The following is a 22,124-nucleotide window of genomic DNA, read 5'->3' on the forward strand; positions in this document are numbered from 1 at the left end:
GGCATCCAACGCGTCAAGGATATGGAAGTGATAGCCGTTCCTTTTAACTTTCGCTTGTACGACGTGCGTTGTTGCGCTGTATACGTGATGCACATACGGCTGAAGATTACCTGGTTTCGCTATCATTGAATCGACTATACGCCTACGATCTATAAGGGTTCCGCATGCATCATACTGTTGGAACACAGCGGCGACGAGTTTACTGACTGACAGGCGCCGCACTCGGAGACACACGCTTGGCGTCTTGAAGTGTAGGAAATATTTGAACCATTTTGGGAACATTCGCGAGATCCAACACCTGTCGAACATAGGGCTGCGGATTCACGAGACTGAGCTGTGCATGTTTCACCTTTAAATTTTGATGCGCAATCACCAATAATCCCAAGGCCGAACTATCAACAAACGACACATGTTCCATATTAATAATAATATGTGAACAGCCATCTTTTTGTAGTCGCTCGACGGTATCCTTAAAGACCTTTCTTGCGCCAAAATCAAACCGGCCCTCTAATTCCAGAACGACCACTTCACCTTCTTGTTGTTCAGTAATTTGCATCGTACCCTCCTCTAAACCATAAAACGTCCAATGGCATCATTCACGTTTCGTGTGGACCGTTCAACGTGAACCATCAACTCACTCACACGTTTCTTCTCCCGACCTATTCCCGTTATCGGACAACGAACAGAAAAATTAAGTAAAGACTTCATGGAAAAGATAAAAACTCACGAATCTACATAAACGAAGACGCAGAAACGGAAAAACCTACTCTTTCGCCTTCACACCTAAGTGCTCACGAAACTCTTGTTCTACCTGCGGGAGACATTCGTGGCTGTTCAACAGCACAAGATTTCGAAGATGTGCAAGACTGTCTTCACCCAGAATGTTCGTAAATTGAATGGCAAGCCCGGCATCATCAATCCGCACGACACGACCCGTGGCATGAATGCACAGTTCACCATCTCCACCATCGAGACTCAATGTCACATGACAATCAGCATGCAACGGAAGTCGGTCCGCACACTGAACATACAGCCCATTGAGACTCACATCATACAGAACGCCCTGAATAGGTCTCGTCTCACCTGCCTGCAATTCAACCACATGCGTCACATCCACTCGTGTACATGCTCGACGTCCTGGCGTATCACTCATTTTACGCGTGCTCCTTTTTGTCACAATCTCACATTACGGTTCCTGCCACACCGACACATACATGGGCTGTCCCTGACAATCGAAACATAATGCACTGATCCGTGTAAGTCCGGAAACCGGACAACACATGATAGGCGACAGAAGCACAATGGGAAGAGAGAGTTGACACGGACTGGGAAGAAGAGACTTCATGTTCCCTGCAATAATATTGGTCAATTCATACAGCACATCACGTTGATCGTCGTGTGTCACCGCGCTCAGATCTTTTCCAAAAATGACCGCAGCGGCAGATTTCGTTAACGGATCAGAACCCTGTAACAACACCACACCATTCCACTCACCGGAAATACTCACGAACCCAATACAGGGGCTTTCAGTAAGCCGTGGGATAGAAGAAACCTGTCTCACGTGAATCTCGAACCCCAGTAATGACTGCCAGGTCGTTTCTGTAATCTCCAAAATTTCTTGTTCAAGAAATTGCATGATGTGAATCCTTCATAACTGGACGAAGCCGATAGCAGGAGGTGTTACAGATGGACACTCGTTCAAACCCCGGATCAAGGTTGAGCGTGGTCTCTGATCCACCTAAGAATAAGTACCCATCAGGGCTCATATGTTCTCGAATTTTTGCTAATATTCTCTTTTTGGTTTCAACATCAAAATAAATCAGTACATTTCGTAAAAACACAATGTCGAGCTTCGGAAACGGCAACCACTGTCCAACAAGATTCATCTCTTTAAACTCAATCATCTTTCGAAGTTGATCATTCACGTGCCAGCATAGGCCGCGTTTCGAAAAATACTTCAACAACAGTTTCACCGGAAGCCCACGATTCACTTCGAGTTGACTATATTTCCCCTCCTTGCAGCGGTGAAGCATTTCGGTGGAGATGTCTGTTGCGAAAATTTTTATGCTCCACGAATCTATGTCAGAAAACAGTTCACGAATCACTAAAGCCATCGTATACGGCTCCTGACCACTCGAACTCGCACCACACCAAATATTCACATATTTGCTGCCCGCTCGTTTTTTCATCAAATCAGGGAGCACCGTATCTCGTAATGCTTCAAATGGCGTAAGGTCACGAAAAAAACTTGTTTCATTCGTGGTCATGGCCTCAATGATACGTCGATGAAGTTGTCCATACGGAGTGCCACGTAATTGGGAAACAAGATCAGTGATTGACGTCAACCCCTCTTCCTTCACAATAGGGTCGAGTCGAGCTCGAACTAAGTACTCTTTTTTGGCCTCAACGACAATGGCGGAATGCTCTCGCACAAGGTCACTGATAAATTGCATTTCGGCTTCAGATAAAGATTGAGACATATGGCTACGACTACAAGACAACATAGAATTACACTGTTGCCTGAGGTGGCATAATTGATACTGTACGCTCCACAGACACTCGTCGTGTGATCTCACCCGCAATCTGTGACAGTGGAAGGACTTTGTCGGCTAATCCGGCTTGCGCCACGGCCCCGGGCATTCCCCACACCACACAACTCTCCTCATCTTGCACGATGATGTGTCCATGTTTCGCGCGAATCACGGTACTCCCCGCTAGGCCATCATGTCCCATCCCTGTCAATATGACTGCCAGCGTACGATTACCAAACACATGGGCCACTGAACGGAACAACACATCAACCGACGGACGGCAAGAATTTTCAGGGGGATGTTGATTCAAGGCCAATTCGACGTGATGCCCTTTGGAGACGACGGTCATGTGATGATTTCCTGGCGCGATCCAGGCTTGCCCCGGAAGCAGAGTCATTCCTGACACCCCTTCTTGAACAGGAATGACGCATTTCGACGATAATCGTTCACTCAAACACTGTGTAAAAATAGGAGGCATATGTTGAACAATAACAATCGGTACAGGAAATTCTTGTGAAAACTGCGACAGCACATCGGCCAATGCATTTGGTCCACCGGTCGATACTCCAATCGCTACGATGTCAACACGTGCCATCTTCACGTCTCGTTTACTCACGAACGCGTCACGTGCAGTTGCTGGACGTGGGTCAACGGGCGCGTCATGAATGGACCGGTGACAGAGATATTTCATTTTGAAAATCAATTCGTTTCGTAGGCGATTTCTCCCAAAAGCATCACGTTCAATATTGAACGGAATCGTGACATAATCATCGGCCCCGCGAGATAAGGCTTCAAGTGTTTCACGAGCCGCACGCTGATTGAGCGTACTACAGAGAACAATGGGAAGATGCGTATATCTTCGTCGAATTTCACTGACGATCGCCAGGCCATCCATAGTAGACATGTCGATGCCCACACTCACGACATCCGGGCTATCCCGTGCAATCATCGCCAAACCAATGTCACCAGTGGCAGCTTTCCCTACAATATCGAGCTTGGAGTCACGACTCAGTTCGTCTGCAAGCAGACGACGAATCACAGCAGAGCTTTCAATAATCAGGACACGAATATTTGCCATCACAAGGTATAGAGACCCTCGTACATCATATGCATTGATCTGACACGCAGGGAGACAACGGTACACCACCACTGCCTCGTTCTTGTATTACTGAATACCAATCAACCTGAGTTTTTCACGAATCACATCTTTCGTGAACGGCTTCATGACATATTCATCAGCACCGGCATCCAACGCCTTTTCCATTTGAGAGACTTCGGTTTCCGTTGTCACCATCATCACGGGAACACGTGGATAGGAGGCGTCTGCCCGTATCGTCTTGAGAAACTCCAAACCGTTCATGGCTGGCATATTCCAATCAACCAACACCACATCGACAGGTCCCATCGCCTGCAACTTTTGGAGACCGTCCCTTCCATCAACAGCTTCCTCCACTTGTCCGCCAAGTGATTCAAGAATTTGCCGAAGAATAATCCTCATGGCCTTTGAATCATCAATCACCAACACATGCATACACACCTCCCTCCTCGACACCACGCTCCATGAATCCTGACTCGTTATTGGATATCCATTTCACGGCCCCCAGGTAGGAACCGTACACGACACAAGAGATTGGATGCTTCCAATCCGATGCGTTACGTGAACTTTCCCACCACCAATTGAAGATTGGCAGCCATTTTCGCTAATTCTTCGGCAGCAGCCTTTGTTTGTTGCGTACCTTCATTGGTACTGGTCGCAGCCTGAGCCACATGTGCAATGTTACTCGCAATCTCTACTCCGCCTTTTGACGCTTCGAAGACATGACGACTCATCTCATTGGTCGTCACGGTTTGCTCTTCGACCGCGCTGGCTACCGTATTTTGAAAATCGTGCACCTGTTGAATCACTTCATGTATCTGAGCAATGGCATCCACCGCACCTTTGGTATCGGCTTGAATCGTTTCAATCATGTGACTAATATGCTCAGTGGCATGCTTCGTTTCTTTCGCAAGGTCCTTGACTTCATTGGCAACCACCGCAAATCCCTTCCCTGCCTCCCCTGCTCGGGCCGCTTCTATGGTCGCATTCAAGGCCAAGAGATTCGTTTGTTCCGCAATCGAATTAATCACTTTAATAATACTGCCAATCTCTGCACTACTCTGTCCGAGTTTTCCAACGGTGGCATTCGCGGTCACCACAGCAGTCACCGCCTCTGTCGCGACACGTGCAGAGTTCGTGGTATTATTCGAGATCTCCTGAATACTGGCACTCATCTCTTCTGAACCAATCGCAACAGACTGAATATTCTTGCTCACTTCCTCTGCAACACCCGAGACAATATGTGCTTGATTGGATGTCTCTTCGGCCATACCTCCCATTTGACGACTGACAGTATTCAGCTCTTCCGCAGCACTGGCTAAGGACGTCGCAATCGAAGCAATTTCTGCGACCCCGTCCTTCAACTTTTCCGCTTGTGCTTTTTCATACGCTGCCGACTCTTGAATCTGACGTTCTAAGGCTAATTGTTGCGTCATGACGCGCCATGCCACCATCGCTCCGAGGTACTGATGCGTCGCATCGTAAATCGGGCTTGCCAACAGTTCCAAGATTTCTGGACCGACATGAATGTGAGTTTCTCCTGGTGGATTGTTCTGAATATCCAACAGTCGTTGCTGATAATCTTGATCATTGTGGAAAGTTTCTAGTGAATGACCAATCAGCTGATCGGCAGTGACAGACAAATACGCTTCAATGGTTTTCAACGTGTTTCTTGAAGCGGGATTCATGTATTGAATCTTCCAGTCATGATTCACATATATGATATTGATCGGTGCATGTTCGACGATTGAATTGATCCGGGACATTTCTCGCGTGCTATGTTGAATCCTATCCGCCATATGATTAAACGTGTTGGCCAATTGCCCAACTTCGTCAGATGACTGCATGTTCACACGAAGACTATAGTCGCCCGCCGTCATTGCTTGAGCGACACCTTGAATCTGTTTGACTCGTGCCGTCCCCTTATGTCCAACCCACCATGCAAGCGGCAACAAGACAAGCAAGCACACGCCCCCTGTCAGCAGGATGGCCATCTTAAGTTTCATCGGCGTTATCGCCGCCTGCTCTTTCGCAATCCGCACCAGAACCGACCAATTCATTCCCGGATACCCTAATGCCCCCTGTAAATGCGTGTACCCTCCGGCGTGGACTATTTGCTTTCGTGCATGAATGCCATTCTGATATCCGGATTGTCCAGCAACAGCCCTTTGGGCAATCTCGACTCCCGATTCAGCTAAATTTAACTTGAGTATGACATGTTCAAAATCATGAACCATGCGTTCCGTTCCATATCCGATCGGATCGTAGTCCACGAGCACTCGACCTTGACCATCTAACAATGTCAATTCAGCACTTGAAAACCCTTCAGCTTTGAGTTCCTGATACGCTTCTTGAATAATATGTTCGACCAGCGCAAACTTGGTGCGGTTACTCCAATACGCAATGACATTCCCATCTTGATCAACAACGGGTGCTGAAAATCCGATAGTCAACCCGTCGTCACCAGCATAGACATCTTTGACATCGGTATCGACATGAATGTCTTCAATGTATGTTCCGGTCAACTGATGAGCATTGGGGGTAGTAAATGGCATCGCGACGGTATAGTTCTTCTTTGATAATGCTTGAAACCAGGGCGTTGCTCGATAATTCTTTTGCAGAAGATGGGCTGTGGGAATCGGAGAGCCTGCAGCATCCGTTGAATTCACGGCAATGGGGTACCCCTCGGTATCCACCATAATCGTCAGGTAGTAGACTCCGGCAGTCGCCACGTAGTGATTCATGGCTTTCGTCAGCTCATGCGCCATCGAAGGACTCCCCCATTGGAGATGCGATTGCGCCACTTCATTGCGTGCAAAAATTTGAGCATCACCATATCGCTCGAAAAGATTCCGATCAATTTTATCAGCAATCGTTTTGGCCACACTCTCAAACTTCCCCCCAACTTTTTCTTCCATTTGATGAGCGGCATCGAATCCAATGAATCCAATGGCCGTCATTGGGACAACTCCAAAAATGACACACAGGCCAATCAGTTTTGCCGTAATACTACACTTGCGTACAGACTTCTCAAATCGACTCATCGTCTCTTCTCCTCTTCGGATTCAACGTGTAAACAGCATATGAGCGTGCTCTCGCCGGCATTGTCTTTGTGCGATAGAGAGTGGCAACACGATGTCCCATAGCCGATACGCATATATCAGTGTCCACTTTCCCCTCATAGAATCTCACAGCGAAACCGCGTGATCGTGCGCATGGTCCTCATGAGACACGGCCATCACCCTTCCCACGTCCAGAGCCAACAGCATTCGGTCATTACATGTATACGCTCCAACGAGTAATGCCTTCACCTCGCCGTCAAGGCTGGAAGGCGGAAGTTCCCAGGCATCATCAGTAACGTCGATGATATCTCCAAGTTCATCGACAAGAAGGCTGATCGGTTCATGATCAGTTCGAATGACAACATTCATAGGAGAAGAATCGAACGACCCAGCGTCAATTCCTAATCGACGACGAAGGTCAAGCGTCGTAACGACTTGCCCCCGGAAATTCATCAGCCCTCGAATAACAGGAGAAGCCAATGGAACGTCTGTCATGCGTTGATCGCGAAGGACTTCCTGCACAACACGAACATCTACGCCAAACAAGAACGTACCGACGGTGAACGTACAGAACTGTCGGACTCCTGACATGACTCAAGTCTCCAGACATTCCAGGGTTACTGATCCCACGGACTTTGGCAAACCGGTCTTCAAGACAACATCAATGTCTAATAGCGCGGTCATTTTTCCTTGGATGACGGTCGAGCTCAGAATGCCTGGACGATTCGATGTTGCGTGCCCATCAACCTGAACATCCACAATGTCAATAATTCGATCAAGAACAACTCCTACATATTGGCCATCATGATCCATGAGCGCGACGTGCCACAGGTCACGTTCATCAGATAATGGTTCGTAATACGACCCTAGCAGTGAGGATAACCGCACAATCACTACAATCTGACCTTGATACCGCATCACGTGGTTCCCATCGACCATGTGCAACACACGTTTCTGTACATCGGTTATTCGTATGACCCTGTGGACCGGTATGGCCACACGCTCATCATTACCAACCTGAGTGATGACACACATCTGAGATTTCCCGGAACGGGCGGCCCCCTCCTCTTGTGCAGGGCTCACAACTGGCAAGAGCGAACCTTGACCCAACACACAATTGGCACGACGAGTCAAACCCATCACATCTAAGATCAGAGCCACGTGACCGTCACCCATAATTGTCACCCCTGCATACACGTCTAATCCCTGCAGTGGCGTCCCAAGTGGCTTGACCACAATTTCTTCAATATCCTGGACAGTATCCACGACAAGCCCGAATCGAAAACGACCAGCCTGTAGGACGACGATATTGGTGATGTCTGAACACAACGACCCTGCTGTACTCTCGGATACAACAGGAGCGACCTGTAATACGTTGTGCAAATGAAGGAGTGGAATGACGCGTCCGCGCCACCGGTACATCAAGGCCTCCTGAACGACTTCTGTCCTCTGAGCATATAATTGCGCATCGATGCGGACAAATTCCTGAAGATAGGCTTGGGGGATGGCAAAGCGTTCCTCACCAACCGTCACGATAAGAGCCGGACTAATCGTAAGCGTTAACGGTACGCTGAGCTGCACCGTCGTGCCTTTCTGAGCCGTGCTTGTAATTTCTATGCTTCCACCAATTTTTTCAATATTGGTTTTTACGACATCCATGCCGACGCCGCGCCCGGACAAATTTGTCACTTCCGATACGGTTGATAAGCCGGGAGAGAATACAAGTTGCAAAAGATCATGCTCCTGCATCCGCGAAACATCAGCCTCTGACACGACACCACGCGCAATCGCCGTCTGCGCTACGCGTTGCGTCTTAATCCCCCCACCATCGTCAACAATTTCCACATGCGCCTGTCCTCCTTCATGATACGCACGCAATACAATTCGTCCTTGACGTGGTTTTCCAGTGTCCTCCCGAACCTGAGGAGGTTCGATGCCATGATCGACAGCATTTCGTACAAGGTGCGTCAACGGGCCTTGAATCGCTTCAAGGAGCACCTTATCCAATTCGGTCTCTTGTCCTTCCATTTCAAGTCGAATATCTTTCCCACAGGCAAGAGCCAGATCCCGAACCACTCGTGGGAACGTATTCCACATATTCCCAATAGCTTGCATTCGCGTTTTCATAAGCCCCGACTTCAACTCTCCTGTAATCATACTCAGGCGTTGAGCCGTCGCCATGAATGTGGAATCCTGTTGCATACCAGGACACTGAACGATTTGATTGCGAGTCAAGACCAACTCCCCAACCATCCTCATCAATGTATCTAATACCGTCACATCAACACGGATTGATGACCCTACCGCTCCGGGCTGGCGTGAATCCTCTACCAAACCCGCTGCATGGTGCCGCATACCACGATCCACCAAGTCCTGTGAACGAGAGTCGGCAGAACCCTGCCGTGACGTCGTCGAGGAACCCGTCCCTGTTGAGAGCGGCGGCAGACCTGGAGATGGCCATGCAGAGGAAATATCTTCTCCTGACAACGCAGGACTCATTGGCACGTCAAACTCTGACGTCTGAAGCGCAAAGAGCTTCGCTTTTAGCTCAAGACAATCATCGCTCCCGTCATGTCGGTGGTGTGCGATACTTGCAAGCATCATTCGAATGGCATCAACTAAAGACAACAGCGCGCTTACTCTCGCAACGGTGAGTGAAAGTTCCCCATTACGAAGACAACTCAATAATGTTTCTCCCGCATGCGTCAGACTTTCCAACTTGGCATATCCAAGAAAAGAACACGTTCCTTTGATGGTATGAATTGCGCGAAATATACATGCCAGCTTCTCTTGACTCGGATGGCTTTCACTATCAACAAGATCTCTTTCAACCTGCGACAGGCTTTCATGACTTTCCTTGAGAAACTCTACGACGGCTTCATCTAATTCGGGATTGGATCGAACCGGCTCACACACCTCGAATGTATTCGGTGGACGTTCCAGCACGATCTCCGCATCGACAGACGAATAGGGCAAGGAGGTCACAACCGACACGTCGCTAGCCGGTTCAACATCAGCCTCTCCCCCACATTTCAGTGCCTCCAATTGATGTTTCAATTCGGCATAATCATTTTCACCATCCATGCCTTCCTGCTCGATAATTTCTAACATGTGGCGAATCGCTTCAACCATCTTCAAGAGTGTCGGTATCATCTTCGGAGTGAGTGCACATTCGCCATCGCGCACCAAATTGAGAAGCCGTTCGCCTGTATGCGTTAGCCCCTCCAATTTCGAATATCCCAAAAATGCGCAGGAACCTTTAATGGTGTGAATGGCTCGAAGAATACTTGAGAGGATACGCTGATCAGGAGCCGATTCAAGACTGATCAAGTCTTGTTCAATATGACTCACATTCTCATCGCTTTCGATTAAGAATTCCGAAACGGCCACATCCATATTATTCATCAAGAACGTTCTCTTTCAGACATCATGCCAATTCATCGATATAGACGGTCATACGATCTGACAATGAGGACCGTCATACGCGGACCTATCACCATTCACTGGAGCGTCAAATCAATGAAGACTCCTCTTATTTCTTTCGGAGAAATTTCATACAAAGTTAAAGATCTGATAGGAAAATGCATTTTCATCATACTCTCGTACAGCAGATATACCTGATATTGGGAAATTTTTGCCTATGACAAGGTGTCCCTGGTGGGCAATGGAAGCAAGTCAGAATACTCTCTACAACTCATGAGTCATAGGCACACCAGGAAAGCTCGGTCTCTACTATCGAAAATAATGCCAATGCACTCAGGTCGGACGATATGACAAACAATAATCGGGCAGCAGAGGAATTCACATGTTGCGTATCCCAACAACATATTGAATGTAAGGAAGGAGGAAAGATATGACACGACAAAGGAAGGTAGGTCTCAGATCAGGAACCGTGGGAAAGCCAGCGTTCTTATTCCATACTGTTCATCACAATGCTATAGATGAATCACAAGACACAACTAGGAACCTGCATCTGAGATGAGCGTTGCAATGGGCTTTCTCATGATATTTTCCGGTTTCCCTATCCGACATACGGTCTACTTACGAGACACTCTTCAGATGCGACAACATAGCGGCAGGAATGTCGGACAAAGGAAGAATCTTATCAACCCCACCAGCCTTAATCGCTTCCTTCGGCATACCAAAGACGACACATGACGCTTCATCTTGAGCCAAATTAAACGCACCCGCCTTTTTCATTTCAAGCATCCCCGCCGCGCCGTCATTACCCATACCGGTAAGGATCACTCCAAGACTATTGGCACCGGCATAATGCGCAACAGAACGAAACATCGCGTCAACAGCAGGACGATGACGATTGATTGGAGGGTTTTGATTGAGGGTGACTTGATAACGCGCACCGCTTCGGCGGAGCTCCATATGATAGTTGCCCGGCGCAAGAAGCGCCTGTCCAGGAATGACACTATCTCCATCCACTGCTTCTTTCACGCTAATCTGGCATACTTGATTCAAGCGATCGGCAAAGGTTTTGGTAAATCGTTCCGGCATATGCTGCGTAATAACAATCGGTGGGACACTTGGCGGAAGCACTTCAAGCAACTCTTTCAACGCTTCAGTTCCACCGGTAGATGCCCCAATCGCAATGATCGTATCCGTCGTTTTTATCATGGAAGATTGCGTCGCTAATTCACGAAGACGATCGGGATTCACAGTTGTCGGGGTTCGTTTTCGTACCGTGGCCGCCGCCGCGGTTTTAATCTTGCTTGTAATCGACTCAGCAAGTTCCTCTAACCCATGTTGCACGTCGATTTTCGGCTTGGTGATAAAATCAACGGCACCAAGCTCCAACGCGCGTAAGGTTGTTTCACAACCAGATTCAGTCAGTGAACTGACCATCACGACGGGCATGGGATGACCAGCCATAACTTTCTGAAGAAAGGTCAACCCATCCATTTTGGGCATCTCAACATCAAGAGTCAGCACATCGGGATTCAGACTTTTGATTTTATCGCGCGCAGCATAGGGATCCGTCGCCGACCCCACAACGTCAATTTCAGGATCTTGCCGCAACAATTCAGTCATGACCCCTCGAATCAACGCAGAGTCATCGACAATCAGCACTCGAATCTTTTTTGTACTCATTCGTCACTCCTTGTTATCGAACACCAGACAACGCAGACCAGCCGACACACGCAGCATCTCCAGGTGTGACAGCCTTTATGTGGCTGCTTAGAACAACGTCACCTCACCTGCCGCAGGCTCTTTTTTGAGCGTCGATTCATATTGTCGCTCTTGTTGTACAATTTTTTGAGATTGCACGCGATCCAGCTTTTTCATCAAGACTTTGCCGGTATCCGTAAAATAATACACCTTCCGAGGACAGACATCCCCGACATCAGCTTTTACTGGCGGCATCCCCTCTTGTTGAAGATAATCCAATGCCCACGCGGCATTTTTGGCTCCGACATCCAAACTGCCGTCATAAATTTTCCCACCACCGAAGACCTTAGCTTCCAAGCGCTTACGATGCCCACCACGACTTAAAATACCGTTGATTAACATTTCCATAGCATAACTGCCGTATCGCCCCGACTCCGACCAGGCATCGTTGTCATGCTGCCCCTTTGGAGCGGCTAACATAAAGTGATTCATTCCGCCTATTCCAGCTTGCGGGTCTCGGAGGCAGACCGAGATGCACGACCCCAAGACGGTATAGACAACCATGGGTGTTTCACTGAGAAAGTACTCACCCGGAAGAATGACTGCCACTTCATGAGGAAATCGAATGTCTTTCATTCTTCGGATGTGTCCAAACTCCATATTTGAACTTTGTGACATAATTATGACTCAAGGGTTAGTTGATCAATGTCTTTCGCTACTTGCTCTGCAGGAGACTCTGAAATAGGAAGCCAACAGAAGATGCTGCTCAGAAGCCATACAGTACACAACAACCGTGTTCACGCAAACTAATACCTATTTGGATTCATTATAGTTGTGCGAATTTTACCCTTTGGCCATATATCATCCGCTCTCTGCTCTATACTTTTTGATAGATCGTGGGAGCAATGTACGTAAATTCATGCTCCACCCACTGTAAACTCTCGGAATGTCCTATAAAGAGATACCCGCCAGGCTTAAGATATCGATAAAACTTACGCACCAGACGTGATTGAGTATCACGATCAAAGTAAATCATGACATTCCGACAAAAGACCACGTCTAACGGTTCGCGAATGGGAAAGGCGTCATCCATAAGATTAATACGGCAAAACCGCACGACATTCGCAATATGCGGTTTGACTTTTACGAAATTGGCTTTTTCACCTTTCCCTCGAAGGAAATGACGGCGTACCAGATCGGAATCGAGTCCGGCAATGCGTTCGTCTTCGTACACTCCCGACGCGGCCTTGGCAAGCACTCTCGTTGAAATATCAGAAGCCAGGACCTTGAAACTCCAATGCGATGGATTCAAGACTGAATCGTGGAGCGTCATGGCTATCGTATACGGCTCTTCTCCAGAAGACGATGCGGAAGACCAAATTCGAATCTGTCGCACATCGGCTAGCGTCGGCAAGATCTTTTCACGAAGAAAGTCAAAGTGGACCGGCTCTCGAAAAAAGTCGGTTTTATTGGTCGAGATCAAATCTAATAAGTTCGTGAGTTCTTCCTGTCCAGCGTCTCCACGCACATAATCCAGATATTCCTGATACGTCGATAATTCCAACATTCGAAGCCGTTTCCCAAGTCTCGAGACAATTAACGTCTTTTTATCTCCGCTCAGCGTAATCCCCACCTGCTCGTAAATAAATTTTTGAAATTGACTGTACTCGGTATCCGAAATTGTTGCATTCATGAGTGCTCACCTATTTGATATTGCTCAAGGGGTTGTCTCATCGTGTTTCGCTCCATGCATTCTTGTCCCGAACAATGAAATGACCGACGTTTAACTCGGCACCCACTGAAACAACATGACGTACACCACATAGGCCGTCACAATCGTCCCAGAAAATGTTCCGACCAATACCTTGCCTTGGATCCGATGACGCCGCACGACGTTCACCAGAGTTTCCACTTCCGCTCCCAATCGAAGTCGGGTCAAACCGGTATAGAGATTCGCGACTCCCAAACCAATTGTCGTCATAGCCAAACTCGTATGAAGGACAAGAACAGGAATATAATACTGCCAATACTCGTCAACTGTTCCCGGAAATTCATCTCGTCCAAACATCACTTGTTTCGCAACATACCCGGCAAGCCACAATCCAACCAAGGTGCATGAGGCCATCATCCATTTGGCATGGCGATGGACATTCTGCTGTTTGGCCGCCCGTACACCAAAAAGCGCCACTCCATAGGCAACCGTCATGCCGATCAAGACGACAGCCCACATGACATCAGCAGTGTTCATTGAAATCATCGTGTTCAATATGAGAGCTCAGACCTACGCAGACGACCTGCCCCTGTCATCGTGAGTGCCCCAACACACTGTAGAGGTCTGCCAATGCTTTATCGGTCAGGATGTAAAGATAATGAACAGTCTCAACGTAAGATTATGACGGGCAGGAAAGTCTGAATGAAGGACTGATTGATTGGTAAGCCGTAACTGGTTACGAGAAAAACTGCTTAGAACGCATCATGAATGGACAAGAAACGACAACACCCACGAGACGTGACGTTTCGCAGACGAAAAAAATCGCGTAGAGGGATTCTTGACCCTCTACGCGATCTGGGCATACATCTCTGGTTCGAATGCTATTTCATCCTGACGACGATAGCACCCATAAAATCACCCTTTTTCCAATCCTTCTTGGTCGTTTTGGGGTGCTGATTATGACAATCGGCACAACCATCAACAATGGCAAAATCGGCGGACATCCCGACTGTTTGCCCACCGTCTTCAAAGGTCACAACGTCTTTTTTCCCGCTTGCTAATTCGGTCAATGCCTTTTTTTCAGCATCGGTCTTTGGCGCATTCGAGGGAAAGAGAGGGTCGGTTCCAACCAATCCTAATTCAAATCCCTCAATCTTCGAACCGACGGCTTTGACAAACTGTGCGGGTAACATCACCGAGTGATCGGCTTTTTCCCAATCTTCATTAGGCTTCACCCCGCCTTTCTTGGCGTTGCTGATTATATCTTTTACGTATACTGTACGTGCAGCCTTAGCCGTAGCGAGAATAAATTCGGCAGCCTGGCCTTTACTGATATCACCCGCCTGGGCAAATGGAATCACCAATGCCACCCCTACCGTCACAGCACAAACCCCAGTCGAAAATCTCAGCAAATAATTCCTCATAATACCCCCTCCTTTAGAGTAATGATAATAAATACTAAGAAAATACACTTAACCTTGAGATCTCACGGTAGCTCATAGAACGAAAAATGTCAAACATGGGAGACCTGTTACACAGTGCTCTTCCATGACATGAAACTCTAAACGGAAAGAATTCTCCACGCCCCCATCGTTTTTTAATCGTATGAAAATGGCAACAGTCTTGCCTAAGATTGCATGTCATCAAGACATGAATAGACCAAGAGAGCCGTAACACTCAATCCGTCAAGAGGCATGTACTCTCGCAACATGACGAGAAGTCCGGTAGCGTTTTTTTTCCACGCACAGGGGAATGACATAAAGCATGAAGTGGGCGGAGGGCAAAAAGATATGAATCGAAAGAGGGAAAAGACAGGAAAGAAACGAAAAAACATGAAGCATGAAACGTAAGATATGTTCGCATCTCACGCTTCACGCTTCACACACAACAACATTATCCACGCATACGGATGATAATGGCTCCCATGAAGTCACCCTTTTTCCAATCACGCTTGGTGGTGTTGGGATGCTGATTATGACAATCGGCACAACCTTGCGAAATGGCGAAATCCGCCGACATGCCCTTAAATTGCGTTCCATCTTGGAACGTCAGCATCTTTTCCTTTCCACTTGCAAGCTTGGCTAACATTTCCTTTTCCATTGGCGTCTTGGCTTGGTTACTTTTGTAAAGCGGATAGGTCCCCACAAGTGACAATTCATAGCCTTGGATCTCATAACCTAATGCCTTAACATACTGCGCAGGCAACATCACGGCATGGTCTTCCTTGACCCAATCTTCCGACGCTTTCATCCCTGACGCTTTCACCTTACGCAGAACACTTTGAGAATACACAGTTCGAGCCGCTTTTACCGTTGCAAGAATATACTTGGTCATCGCATCGCGATCCAGCGTAAAGTCCTTGGTCATCGTCGCTTGACTCGTTGATAGCACAGTCATACCGCTTCCTATGAGGATCATCATCGATACGATGACCACAGACCAGAATGGCTTCTTTCTTAGGCTTCTCATATGGTCTCCTTTTTTTCAACAATATTCGTTAAGGGTTAGGCGTGAGACGAAAGGCATACAGAGCACAACCTCTCTCATATGCCTCCTTACGCCTCACGCCGTACAGCTTCTAGAATTCTTCAAAAAAGTCATCGTCGCGTTGCCGGCGATCATGACCGTTTCCAGAACCAACTCCCGCCTTCTCCGGTTCCGCCGATGACGACGAGTGAGCCGGAGCTGGTGACGACTTTGCGGACGGAGCCGTTTTCTGCTGAGCGACTGAGCCCATTGACTTCGCTGGTGCGCTTCCACTCCGCTTGACCGGCTGAACGCCGCTTCCCGACTTGGCAGACCCAGCATCATCGGTTTTGAAAAATGCGACCTGCGTCAACAACTCACCGGCCTGCTGCCGCATAGATTGAGACGCCGAAGTCGTCTGTTCCACCAGAGCCGCATTTTGCTGCGTGGACTGATCCATCTGAATGACGGCTTTGTTGACTTGATCAATACCAGCCGCCTGTTCCTGTGACGCCGCGCTGATCTCGGAAATAATATCCGTCACCCGTTTCACGGAATTTACGATTTCCTCTAAGGTTTGGCCGGATTGGTTCACCAGTTCACTCCCGTCCCCAACCTTCTGAACAGATTCATTAATCAAGGTTTTAATTTCTTTGGCAGCCGTCGCCGATCGTCCGGCCAAATTACGCACTTCCGAGGCCACAACCGCAAACCCGCGCCCCTGCTCTCCGGCACGTGCGGCTTCCACCGCAGCATTCAGCGCCAAGAGATTGGTTTGGAATGCGATTTCATCGATGACATTAATAATATCCGCGATTTTCTTACTACTCTTGTTGATTTCACTCATCGCATCGACAGCTTTTTCCGTCACCGCTCCACCTTTTTCTGCGACTTCGCGTGCCGCAACCGCCAATTGATTGGCTTGCTTCGCATTATCGGCATTCTGTTTAATCGTCGACGTCATTTCCTCCATGGAGGCACTGGTTTCTTCTAACGCCGATGCCTGTTGCGAGGTCCGTTGCGAAAGATCTTCATTGCCTTGAGTAATTTCCGTGGAACCCATCGATACCGAATCGGCTCCTTCTCGTACAGACTTCACCGTGTTAACTAAGTTGTCTATGGCAAGGTTTAAACTCGTTTTAATTTTCTCGAATTCACCTTGATAGGCACCCGTCATTTGCGTGGTGAGATCACCTTGTGCAACAGCCCCAATGACCATCTGCGCTTCATTAAGTGGTGTCACCACCGCATCCAACAAACTATTAAAGCCTTGCGTGAGGGCTTTTGAGGAGCCTTCAAATTGCCCCGCATCGATGCGAGAAGACAGTTGACCCTTCGCTGCCGCACTGATGAGACCTTCCACCTCATTAAGTGCCTTCTGTTGCCCTGTGATATCCGTGGCAAACTTCACGACTTTATACGGCTTCCCACTGGCATCCATGATGGGGTTGTAGGAAGCTTGAATCCACACTTCCTTGTTCCCTTTGCCTAGGCGTTTATACACGCCCGCATCGAACTCCCCGCGATTGAGCTTCGCCCAGAAGTTCTGATATTCCGGACTATTCGAATAGGCGGCTTCACAGAACATCCGATGATGTTGGCCACGGATTTCGTCCATCGAATAACCCACGGTACTAAGAAAGTTCTCATTGGCCGTCAGGATCGTGCCATCCAGATTGAATTCAATCATGGCTTGGGCCTTATTCACCGCCTTCATTTTAATTTCAAATTCTTTGGCCTCTTTCGCGTTTTCTTGAATCTTCTCCGCCATACTATTGAACGCCGTGCCCAATTGTCCGATTTCATCCTTAGACATTACATCGACCCGAGCATCATAATCGCCGGCAGACATTTTTTCTGCCGCCGATTGCACTCGAACCACTTGCTGGGCTCCGGTTCGGCCAACAAACCATCCAATGGGTACGATCAAGGCTAAACAAATCAACCCTGTTTGCATGACACTCGATTGCACACTATTGGCGTCGGCTAAGGCTTCCTCCTCAGGCACACGTACCAGCATCGACCAACTCATGCCGGGAAATCCCATGGATCCCTTGAGATGGGTATAGCCTGCTACCATAGAAATTTGCTTTCTGGCATGGACCCCAGTCTCAAATCCATCCTTTCCCGCAACCGCTTCCTGGACAACCGGAATGCCTTGTTCCACGAGATTGGTTTTCAGCAGCACATCGAAATTTCGCGGAACATCCTCCGTGCCATATGTTGTCGGATCAAAATCCACAAGCACCCGACCCTTGGGATCAATAAGCGTCACCTCCGCTCCGGGATATCCTAGAGACTTTAACGATCGATAGGTCATGAGGAACATCTGCTCAATCCCTCGCATGCTGGTCCGGTTCGTCCAATACCCTACGACTTCGCCGTTATGACCATAGACCGGCGCCGAGAATCCCATCACATACCCATCTCGTCCCGTCGCTTGCGCCACGTCTTTGTCGATATGCGTATCTTCGATGTACGTTCCCGTCCATGTGTCGTTACCGGCCGAGGTATACGTTCGTTTGGTCGTAAATTCTCCCTTTTCGAGCGCTTTAAACCATGGTGATTGACTGTAATTTTTCTCGAAAATAAATTGACTGTCTATTGGATTGCCTTTCGAATCTTGGTTATTCACGGCCACCACATCGCCGCGCGTATCCACCATAATCAGCAAATCGTAAATTCCGTACGCTGCCGCGTATCTATTCATGACCTGGCTAATCGTATTATACGGTGTGGGATCATACCACTGAGAAATTCGATGTACGGCGTCGTTGTAGCCAAATGCCTGCACATCGCCATATCGTTCAGCCAGATTTCGATCAATCTTATCGGATAACGCTTTGGCCATTGCCTGAAACCGCATGCCGACTCCGGCCTTCATGTCTTCTCCAGCGTTATAGGCAATCAATCCGACCGCCGACATTGGAAGCACCCCGAAAATTAGGAATACGGTGACCAATTTGGCCGCAATTCCCCACGTTAGAAAGGTTTGCATCATCTGTTTCATGGCACCCTCACCCCCCTTTGATGTCTGTAGTAATGTCTGAGTCTGTTGAAACTCATTCCGATGTTTTTTCATGATTTCTGTCCTATTCCGAGCGATTGGCCGTGATAGCCTCAACGTCGGTTTCGGCCATCACCCGATCAATATCCAATAATGTCACCAAACGATCATTCGTATTCCCAATGCCCGACACAAAGGTAATATCCGATTTCTGACCAAGATCTGGAGGCGGTTGGATGTCTTTACTAGCTAACTCCAACACGTCTGAAACCGCATCGACGAGGAATCCCATCACTCGCTCTCTGACATTCACCACCACGATGACGGTAAACGCCGTCGGCTCAGTTGGCTCCATTCCAAACTTCAAGCGAAGATCCACGATTGGAACGATTGTTCCCCGCAGATTAAGGACTCCCTTGACATAGTCAGGGGTATTCGGGATCTTTGTGACGGCCGTATAGCCCTTGATCTCCTGAACCTTGAGAATGTCCACGCCATAATGTTCTTCAGCTAAGTCAAATGTCAGATATTGTTGACTATCGGTATTCAAACCGATTTGGGTTTCCGTCGCCTCTGCTACCTCTGTGGACATGAAATCCTCCTTCTTAATCAGTAAGGGAGTAAGGAGTGAAGGGGTAGGCGAAAGAGAAAACTCTCGCTAGCTCTTTCATCATGTATTTCATCCCTCATCCTTTTCACTTGCTTTCAATTTCACCATATATAGCTGGTTCTCATAACTTCCGTTGGTTGAACCGTTGTACCGCACTACGCTATAGCCGATTCAGTTATACCGAAACGAGATCAAGCGCCACCGTGTACGCGCTTCCCATCCAATACGTGATAGGTAACGTCAAGCATGGTTAGTCGATCCAAGCGGGTATAACCTTCTGATGTTTGAAGCGTTTGGCACCCCATTGAAAATCCTTAGGCTTCAACTGGACCGAATTGAGATTCGCTATACTCATGAACTCTATTTCTTGCTCTCTTCTTTCACGTTTCCCGCTTCACGCCTCAGGCAGCTTCTACTTTTGCCATTTTGGATAATTTGACAAGACTCGGCACATCAAGAATCAACGCCACCTGTCCATCTCCCAATATTGTCGCTCCCGATATGCCCTCAATTTTTTGAAAATTCTGTTCTAAACTCTTAATGACCACTTGCTGTTGACCTGTGAGTTCATCAACAAACAGCGCGACCCGTTTTCCATCGGATTCCACAATCACTAATAAGGCCTCAGACGGATCGCTAAACTCCGGCTGCACACCAAACACCTCGTACAGCCGAACCATCGGCACCCATTCACCTCGAAGGTTAAAGACTTCCCCTTTGCCAACGACCGTTTGAAGCTCTGAAGGTTTCGGTCGAATGGATTCAGTCACGGAAATAAGAGGAATGATATAGTTTTCTTGAGCGACACGAACCGTCATGCCGTCGATAATGGCTAAGGTCAACGGAAGTTTCAGTGTGAGTTTTGACCCTTTCCCCTCGACCGACTGAATGGCCACGCTCCCTCCCAGCGCTTCAATATTTCGTTTGACCACATCCATGCCAACCCCCCGACCGGAAATATCGGTAATGGTATCAGCCGTGGAAAACCCAGGCCGGAAAATTAACAGCCAAACCGCTTCATCGCTCAGAGATTCGCTCTCAGTAATCAACCCTTTTTCGATGGCCTTTTTGAGAATTTTCTGTTTATTGAGCCCTCGACCATCATCTTCCACGCTGATACAAATACTTCCGCCGTCATGCATGGCATTGAGGCGAATGGTTCCCAATTCCGGTTTCCCTGCCGCGACACGTTCTTCTGGGCCTTCAAGTCCATGATCGGCTGAATTTCTGACCAAATGGGTTAAGGGATCGCCTATGGCCTCGATCAAGGTCTTGTCCAATTCCGTATCTTCTCCAGACATGACCAATTGAATTTTCTTTCCACTTTTGCTTGCGAGATCGCGAACGAGGCGTGGAAACCGATTGAACGCCGTGGCGCCAATCGGCACCATGCGAATCGACATGACCCGTTCCTGGAGTTCCCGCGTGTTACGTTCCAACTGAATGATGCGTTCTTGCAAAATCGGCAACTGATTCATGGTAAATTTTTCGCCAAGATCGGTGATCATGGACTGCGTAATGACCAGCTCTCCCACCAAATTAATCAACTTGTCGATTTTTTCCGTATCCACCCGAATTGACGCAGTTTCGCCTTTCTTCATTTGCTGCTGTTTGGTCAGCGCCTGATTCACCTGCTGTGGGGAAACAGCTTTCTCTTCTACTAATATCTGACCTAATGGTTTCTGCTTCGCGAGCGCCGTCTCAATCTGAGCCGGAGAGGCAGCCCCTTCATCGACAAGAATCTCACCGATGGTTTTATAGCCTTCCTCTTCCGTAGGATGGGGTTCACTTTCCGTAAATGTCAGCACACTTCCATCGCGAACAAAATCAAAGACGGCATCAAGATCGTTCACCGGCTTGTCGGTCTCTAGCAGAACGGTCCATGCCAAATAACAACATTCGGCGTCCAGCTCGAACAGCTGTGGCAGCGCACCAGTATCGACACGTAATTCTTTCAGCACTCCATAGCCTTCCAGTTCTTTAAATATCTGTGCCGGGTCAAGACCGCGTTGAAATAACTCGACCAATGGTTTCCAGAAAATCGTAATGGTCCGTGACGACGCGGGACGTGACTCGGCAACAGGTGCCTGAAATGTTGCAGTCGGACTTGAGACATCATCAACAGGAGCCGCTTCACAACAGGCGACCAGCTGCTCTTCAATCACGCGGATGCCATCTTCATCATAGGCGTCTCCGCTATGTGCAACATCTAACAATGTCTTCAATCCATCTAAGGCCTGCAGAAGCAGATCAATAATGTTTTTCGTGACCAGCATTTGGCTATTGCGCAACTTATCCAAGATGTTTTCCATCTTGTGCGTCAATCCGCCAATGGCCGTAAAATTAAACATGCCGGCATTCCCCTTGATGGAATGAGCAGCACGGAATATTCGATTTAATAAGTCGAGATCTGTCGGCCGTTGCTCCAACTCCAGAAGGCCAGTCTCCATTGTCTCAACGTGCTCAGCGGATTCCTCGAAGAAGGATTCTTGAAAATGAGAAAGATCAACAGCCATGGGC

The 22,124-nt window shown here is 48.2% G+C and carries 18 protein-coding genes; all 18 read right to left on the reverse strand.

Annotated features, from left to right (window positions below; all coding sequences use genetic code 11):
* Positions 1-199: 199 nt before the first annotated feature.
* Positions 200-556 carry an STAS domain-containing protein gene (locus ACWHX8_RS11850; protein ID WP_447968334.1) on the reverse strand — a complete coding sequence of 119 codons (357 nt, stop codon included), beginning with the start codon at positions 554-556 and terminating at the stop codon, positions 200-202.
* A 207-nt stretch (positions 557-763) separates the two neighbouring features.
* A complete protein-coding gene (locus tag ACWHX8_RS11855; protein ID WP_447968335.1) occupies positions 764-1,153 on the reverse strand; it encodes a PilZ domain-containing protein in 390 nt (129 codons plus the stop codon).
* 33 nt (positions 1,154-1,186) lie between these two features.
* Entirely contained in the window at positions 1,187-1,636 is a 450-nt protein-coding gene (locus ACWHX8_RS11860) for a chemotaxis protein CheX (RefSeq protein WP_447968336.1), read from the reverse strand.
* Positions 1,623-2,480 (reverse strand): CheR family methyltransferase, encoded by an 858-nt coding sequence (locus ACWHX8_RS11865; protein ID WP_447968337.1) that lies wholly within the window; start codon positions 2,478-2,480, stop codon positions 1,623-1,625. The genes ACWHX8_RS11860 and ACWHX8_RS11865 overlap by 14 nt, the downstream gene beginning before the upstream one ends.
* Before the next feature lie 28 nt (positions 2,481-2,508).
* Positions 2,509-3,609, reverse strand: a complete 1,101-nt coding sequence (gene cheB / locus ACWHX8_RS11870) for a chemotaxis-specific protein-glutamate methyltransferase CheB (protein ID WP_447968338.1) — start codon at positions 3,607-3,609, stop codon at positions 2,509-2,511.
* Between the two features lie 87 nt (positions 3,610-3,696).
* Positions 3,697-4,062: a response regulator gene (locus ACWHX8_RS11875; RefSeq protein ID WP_447968339.1), complete on the reverse strand. Its 366-nt coding sequence runs from the start codon at positions 4,060-4,062 to the stop codon at positions 3,697-3,699.
* A 122-nt stretch (positions 4,063-4,184) separates the two neighbouring features.
* A complete protein-coding gene (locus ACWHX8_RS11880) occupies positions 4,185-6,671 on the reverse strand; it encodes a methyl-accepting chemotaxis protein (RefSeq protein WP_447968340.1) in 2,487 nt (828 codons plus the stop codon).
* A gap of 144 nt (positions 6,672-6,815) precedes the next feature.
* The gene (locus ACWHX8_RS11885; protein ID WP_447968341.1) at positions 6,816-7,280 is read right to left on the reverse strand and encodes a chemotaxis protein CheW; all 465 of its coding nucleotides are present in this window, start codon (positions 7,278-7,280) and stop codon (positions 6,816-6,818) included.
* A gap of 3 nt (positions 7,281-7,283) precedes the next feature.
* The gene (locus ACWHX8_RS11890; RefSeq protein WP_447968342.1) at positions 7,284-10,094 is read right to left on the reverse strand and encodes a chemotaxis protein CheW; all 2,811 of its coding nucleotides are present in this window, start codon (positions 10,092-10,094) and stop codon (positions 7,284-7,286) included.
* A gap of 636 nt (positions 10,095-10,730) precedes the next feature.
* Entirely contained in the window at positions 10,731-11,792 is a 1,062-nt protein-coding gene (locus ACWHX8_RS11895; RefSeq protein WP_447968343.1) for a protein-glutamate methylesterase/protein-glutamine glutaminase, read from the reverse strand.
* A gap of 87 nt (positions 11,793-11,879) precedes the next feature.
* Positions 11,880-12,488, reverse strand: a complete 609-nt coding sequence (gene cheD / locus ACWHX8_RS11900; RefSeq protein ID WP_447968344.1) for a chemoreceptor glutamine deamidase CheD — start codon at positions 12,486-12,488, stop codon at positions 11,880-11,882.
* A 199-nt stretch (positions 12,489-12,687) separates the two neighbouring features.
* Positions 12,688-13,503, reverse strand: coding sequence for a CheR family methyltransferase (locus ACWHX8_RS11905; protein WP_447968345.1), 816 nt, complete (start codon positions 13,501-13,503; stop codon positions 12,688-12,690).
* Positions 13,504-13,593: 90 nt separating this feature from the next.
* Positions 13,594-14,058, reverse strand: a complete 465-nt coding sequence (locus tag ACWHX8_RS11910) for a DUF420 domain-containing protein (protein WP_447968346.1) — start codon at positions 14,056-14,058, stop codon at positions 13,594-13,596.
* Between the two features lie 344 nt (positions 14,059-14,402).
* Positions 14,403-14,945, reverse strand: coding sequence for a c-type heme family protein (locus ACWHX8_RS11915; RefSeq protein ID WP_447968347.1), 543 nt, complete (start codon positions 14,943-14,945; stop codon positions 14,403-14,405).
* 469 nt (positions 14,946-15,414) lie between these two features.
* Positions 15,415-15,990: a c-type heme family protein gene (locus ACWHX8_RS11920; RefSeq protein WP_447968348.1), complete on the reverse strand. Its 576-nt coding sequence runs from the start codon at positions 15,988-15,990 to the stop codon at positions 15,415-15,417.
* A 109-nt stretch (positions 15,991-16,099) separates the two neighbouring features.
* Entirely contained in the window at positions 16,100-19,069 is a 2,970-nt protein-coding gene (locus tag ACWHX8_RS11925) for a methyl-accepting chemotaxis protein (protein ID WP_447968349.1), read from the reverse strand.
* Positions 19,070-19,079: 10 nt separating this feature from the next.
* The gene (locus tag ACWHX8_RS11930) at positions 19,080-19,586 is read right to left on the reverse strand and encodes a chemotaxis protein CheW (RefSeq protein WP_447968350.1); all 507 of its coding nucleotides are present in this window, start codon (positions 19,584-19,586) and stop codon (positions 19,080-19,082) included.
* Positions 19,587-20,005: 419 nt separating this feature from the next.
* A complete protein-coding gene (locus tag ACWHX8_RS11935) occupies positions 20,006-22,120 on the reverse strand; it encodes a chemotaxis protein CheA (protein ID WP_447968351.1) in 2,115 nt (704 codons plus the stop codon).
* Positions 22,121-22,124: the final 4 nt, after the last annotated feature.

This window comes from Nitrospira sp. M1, assembly GCF_965152605.1.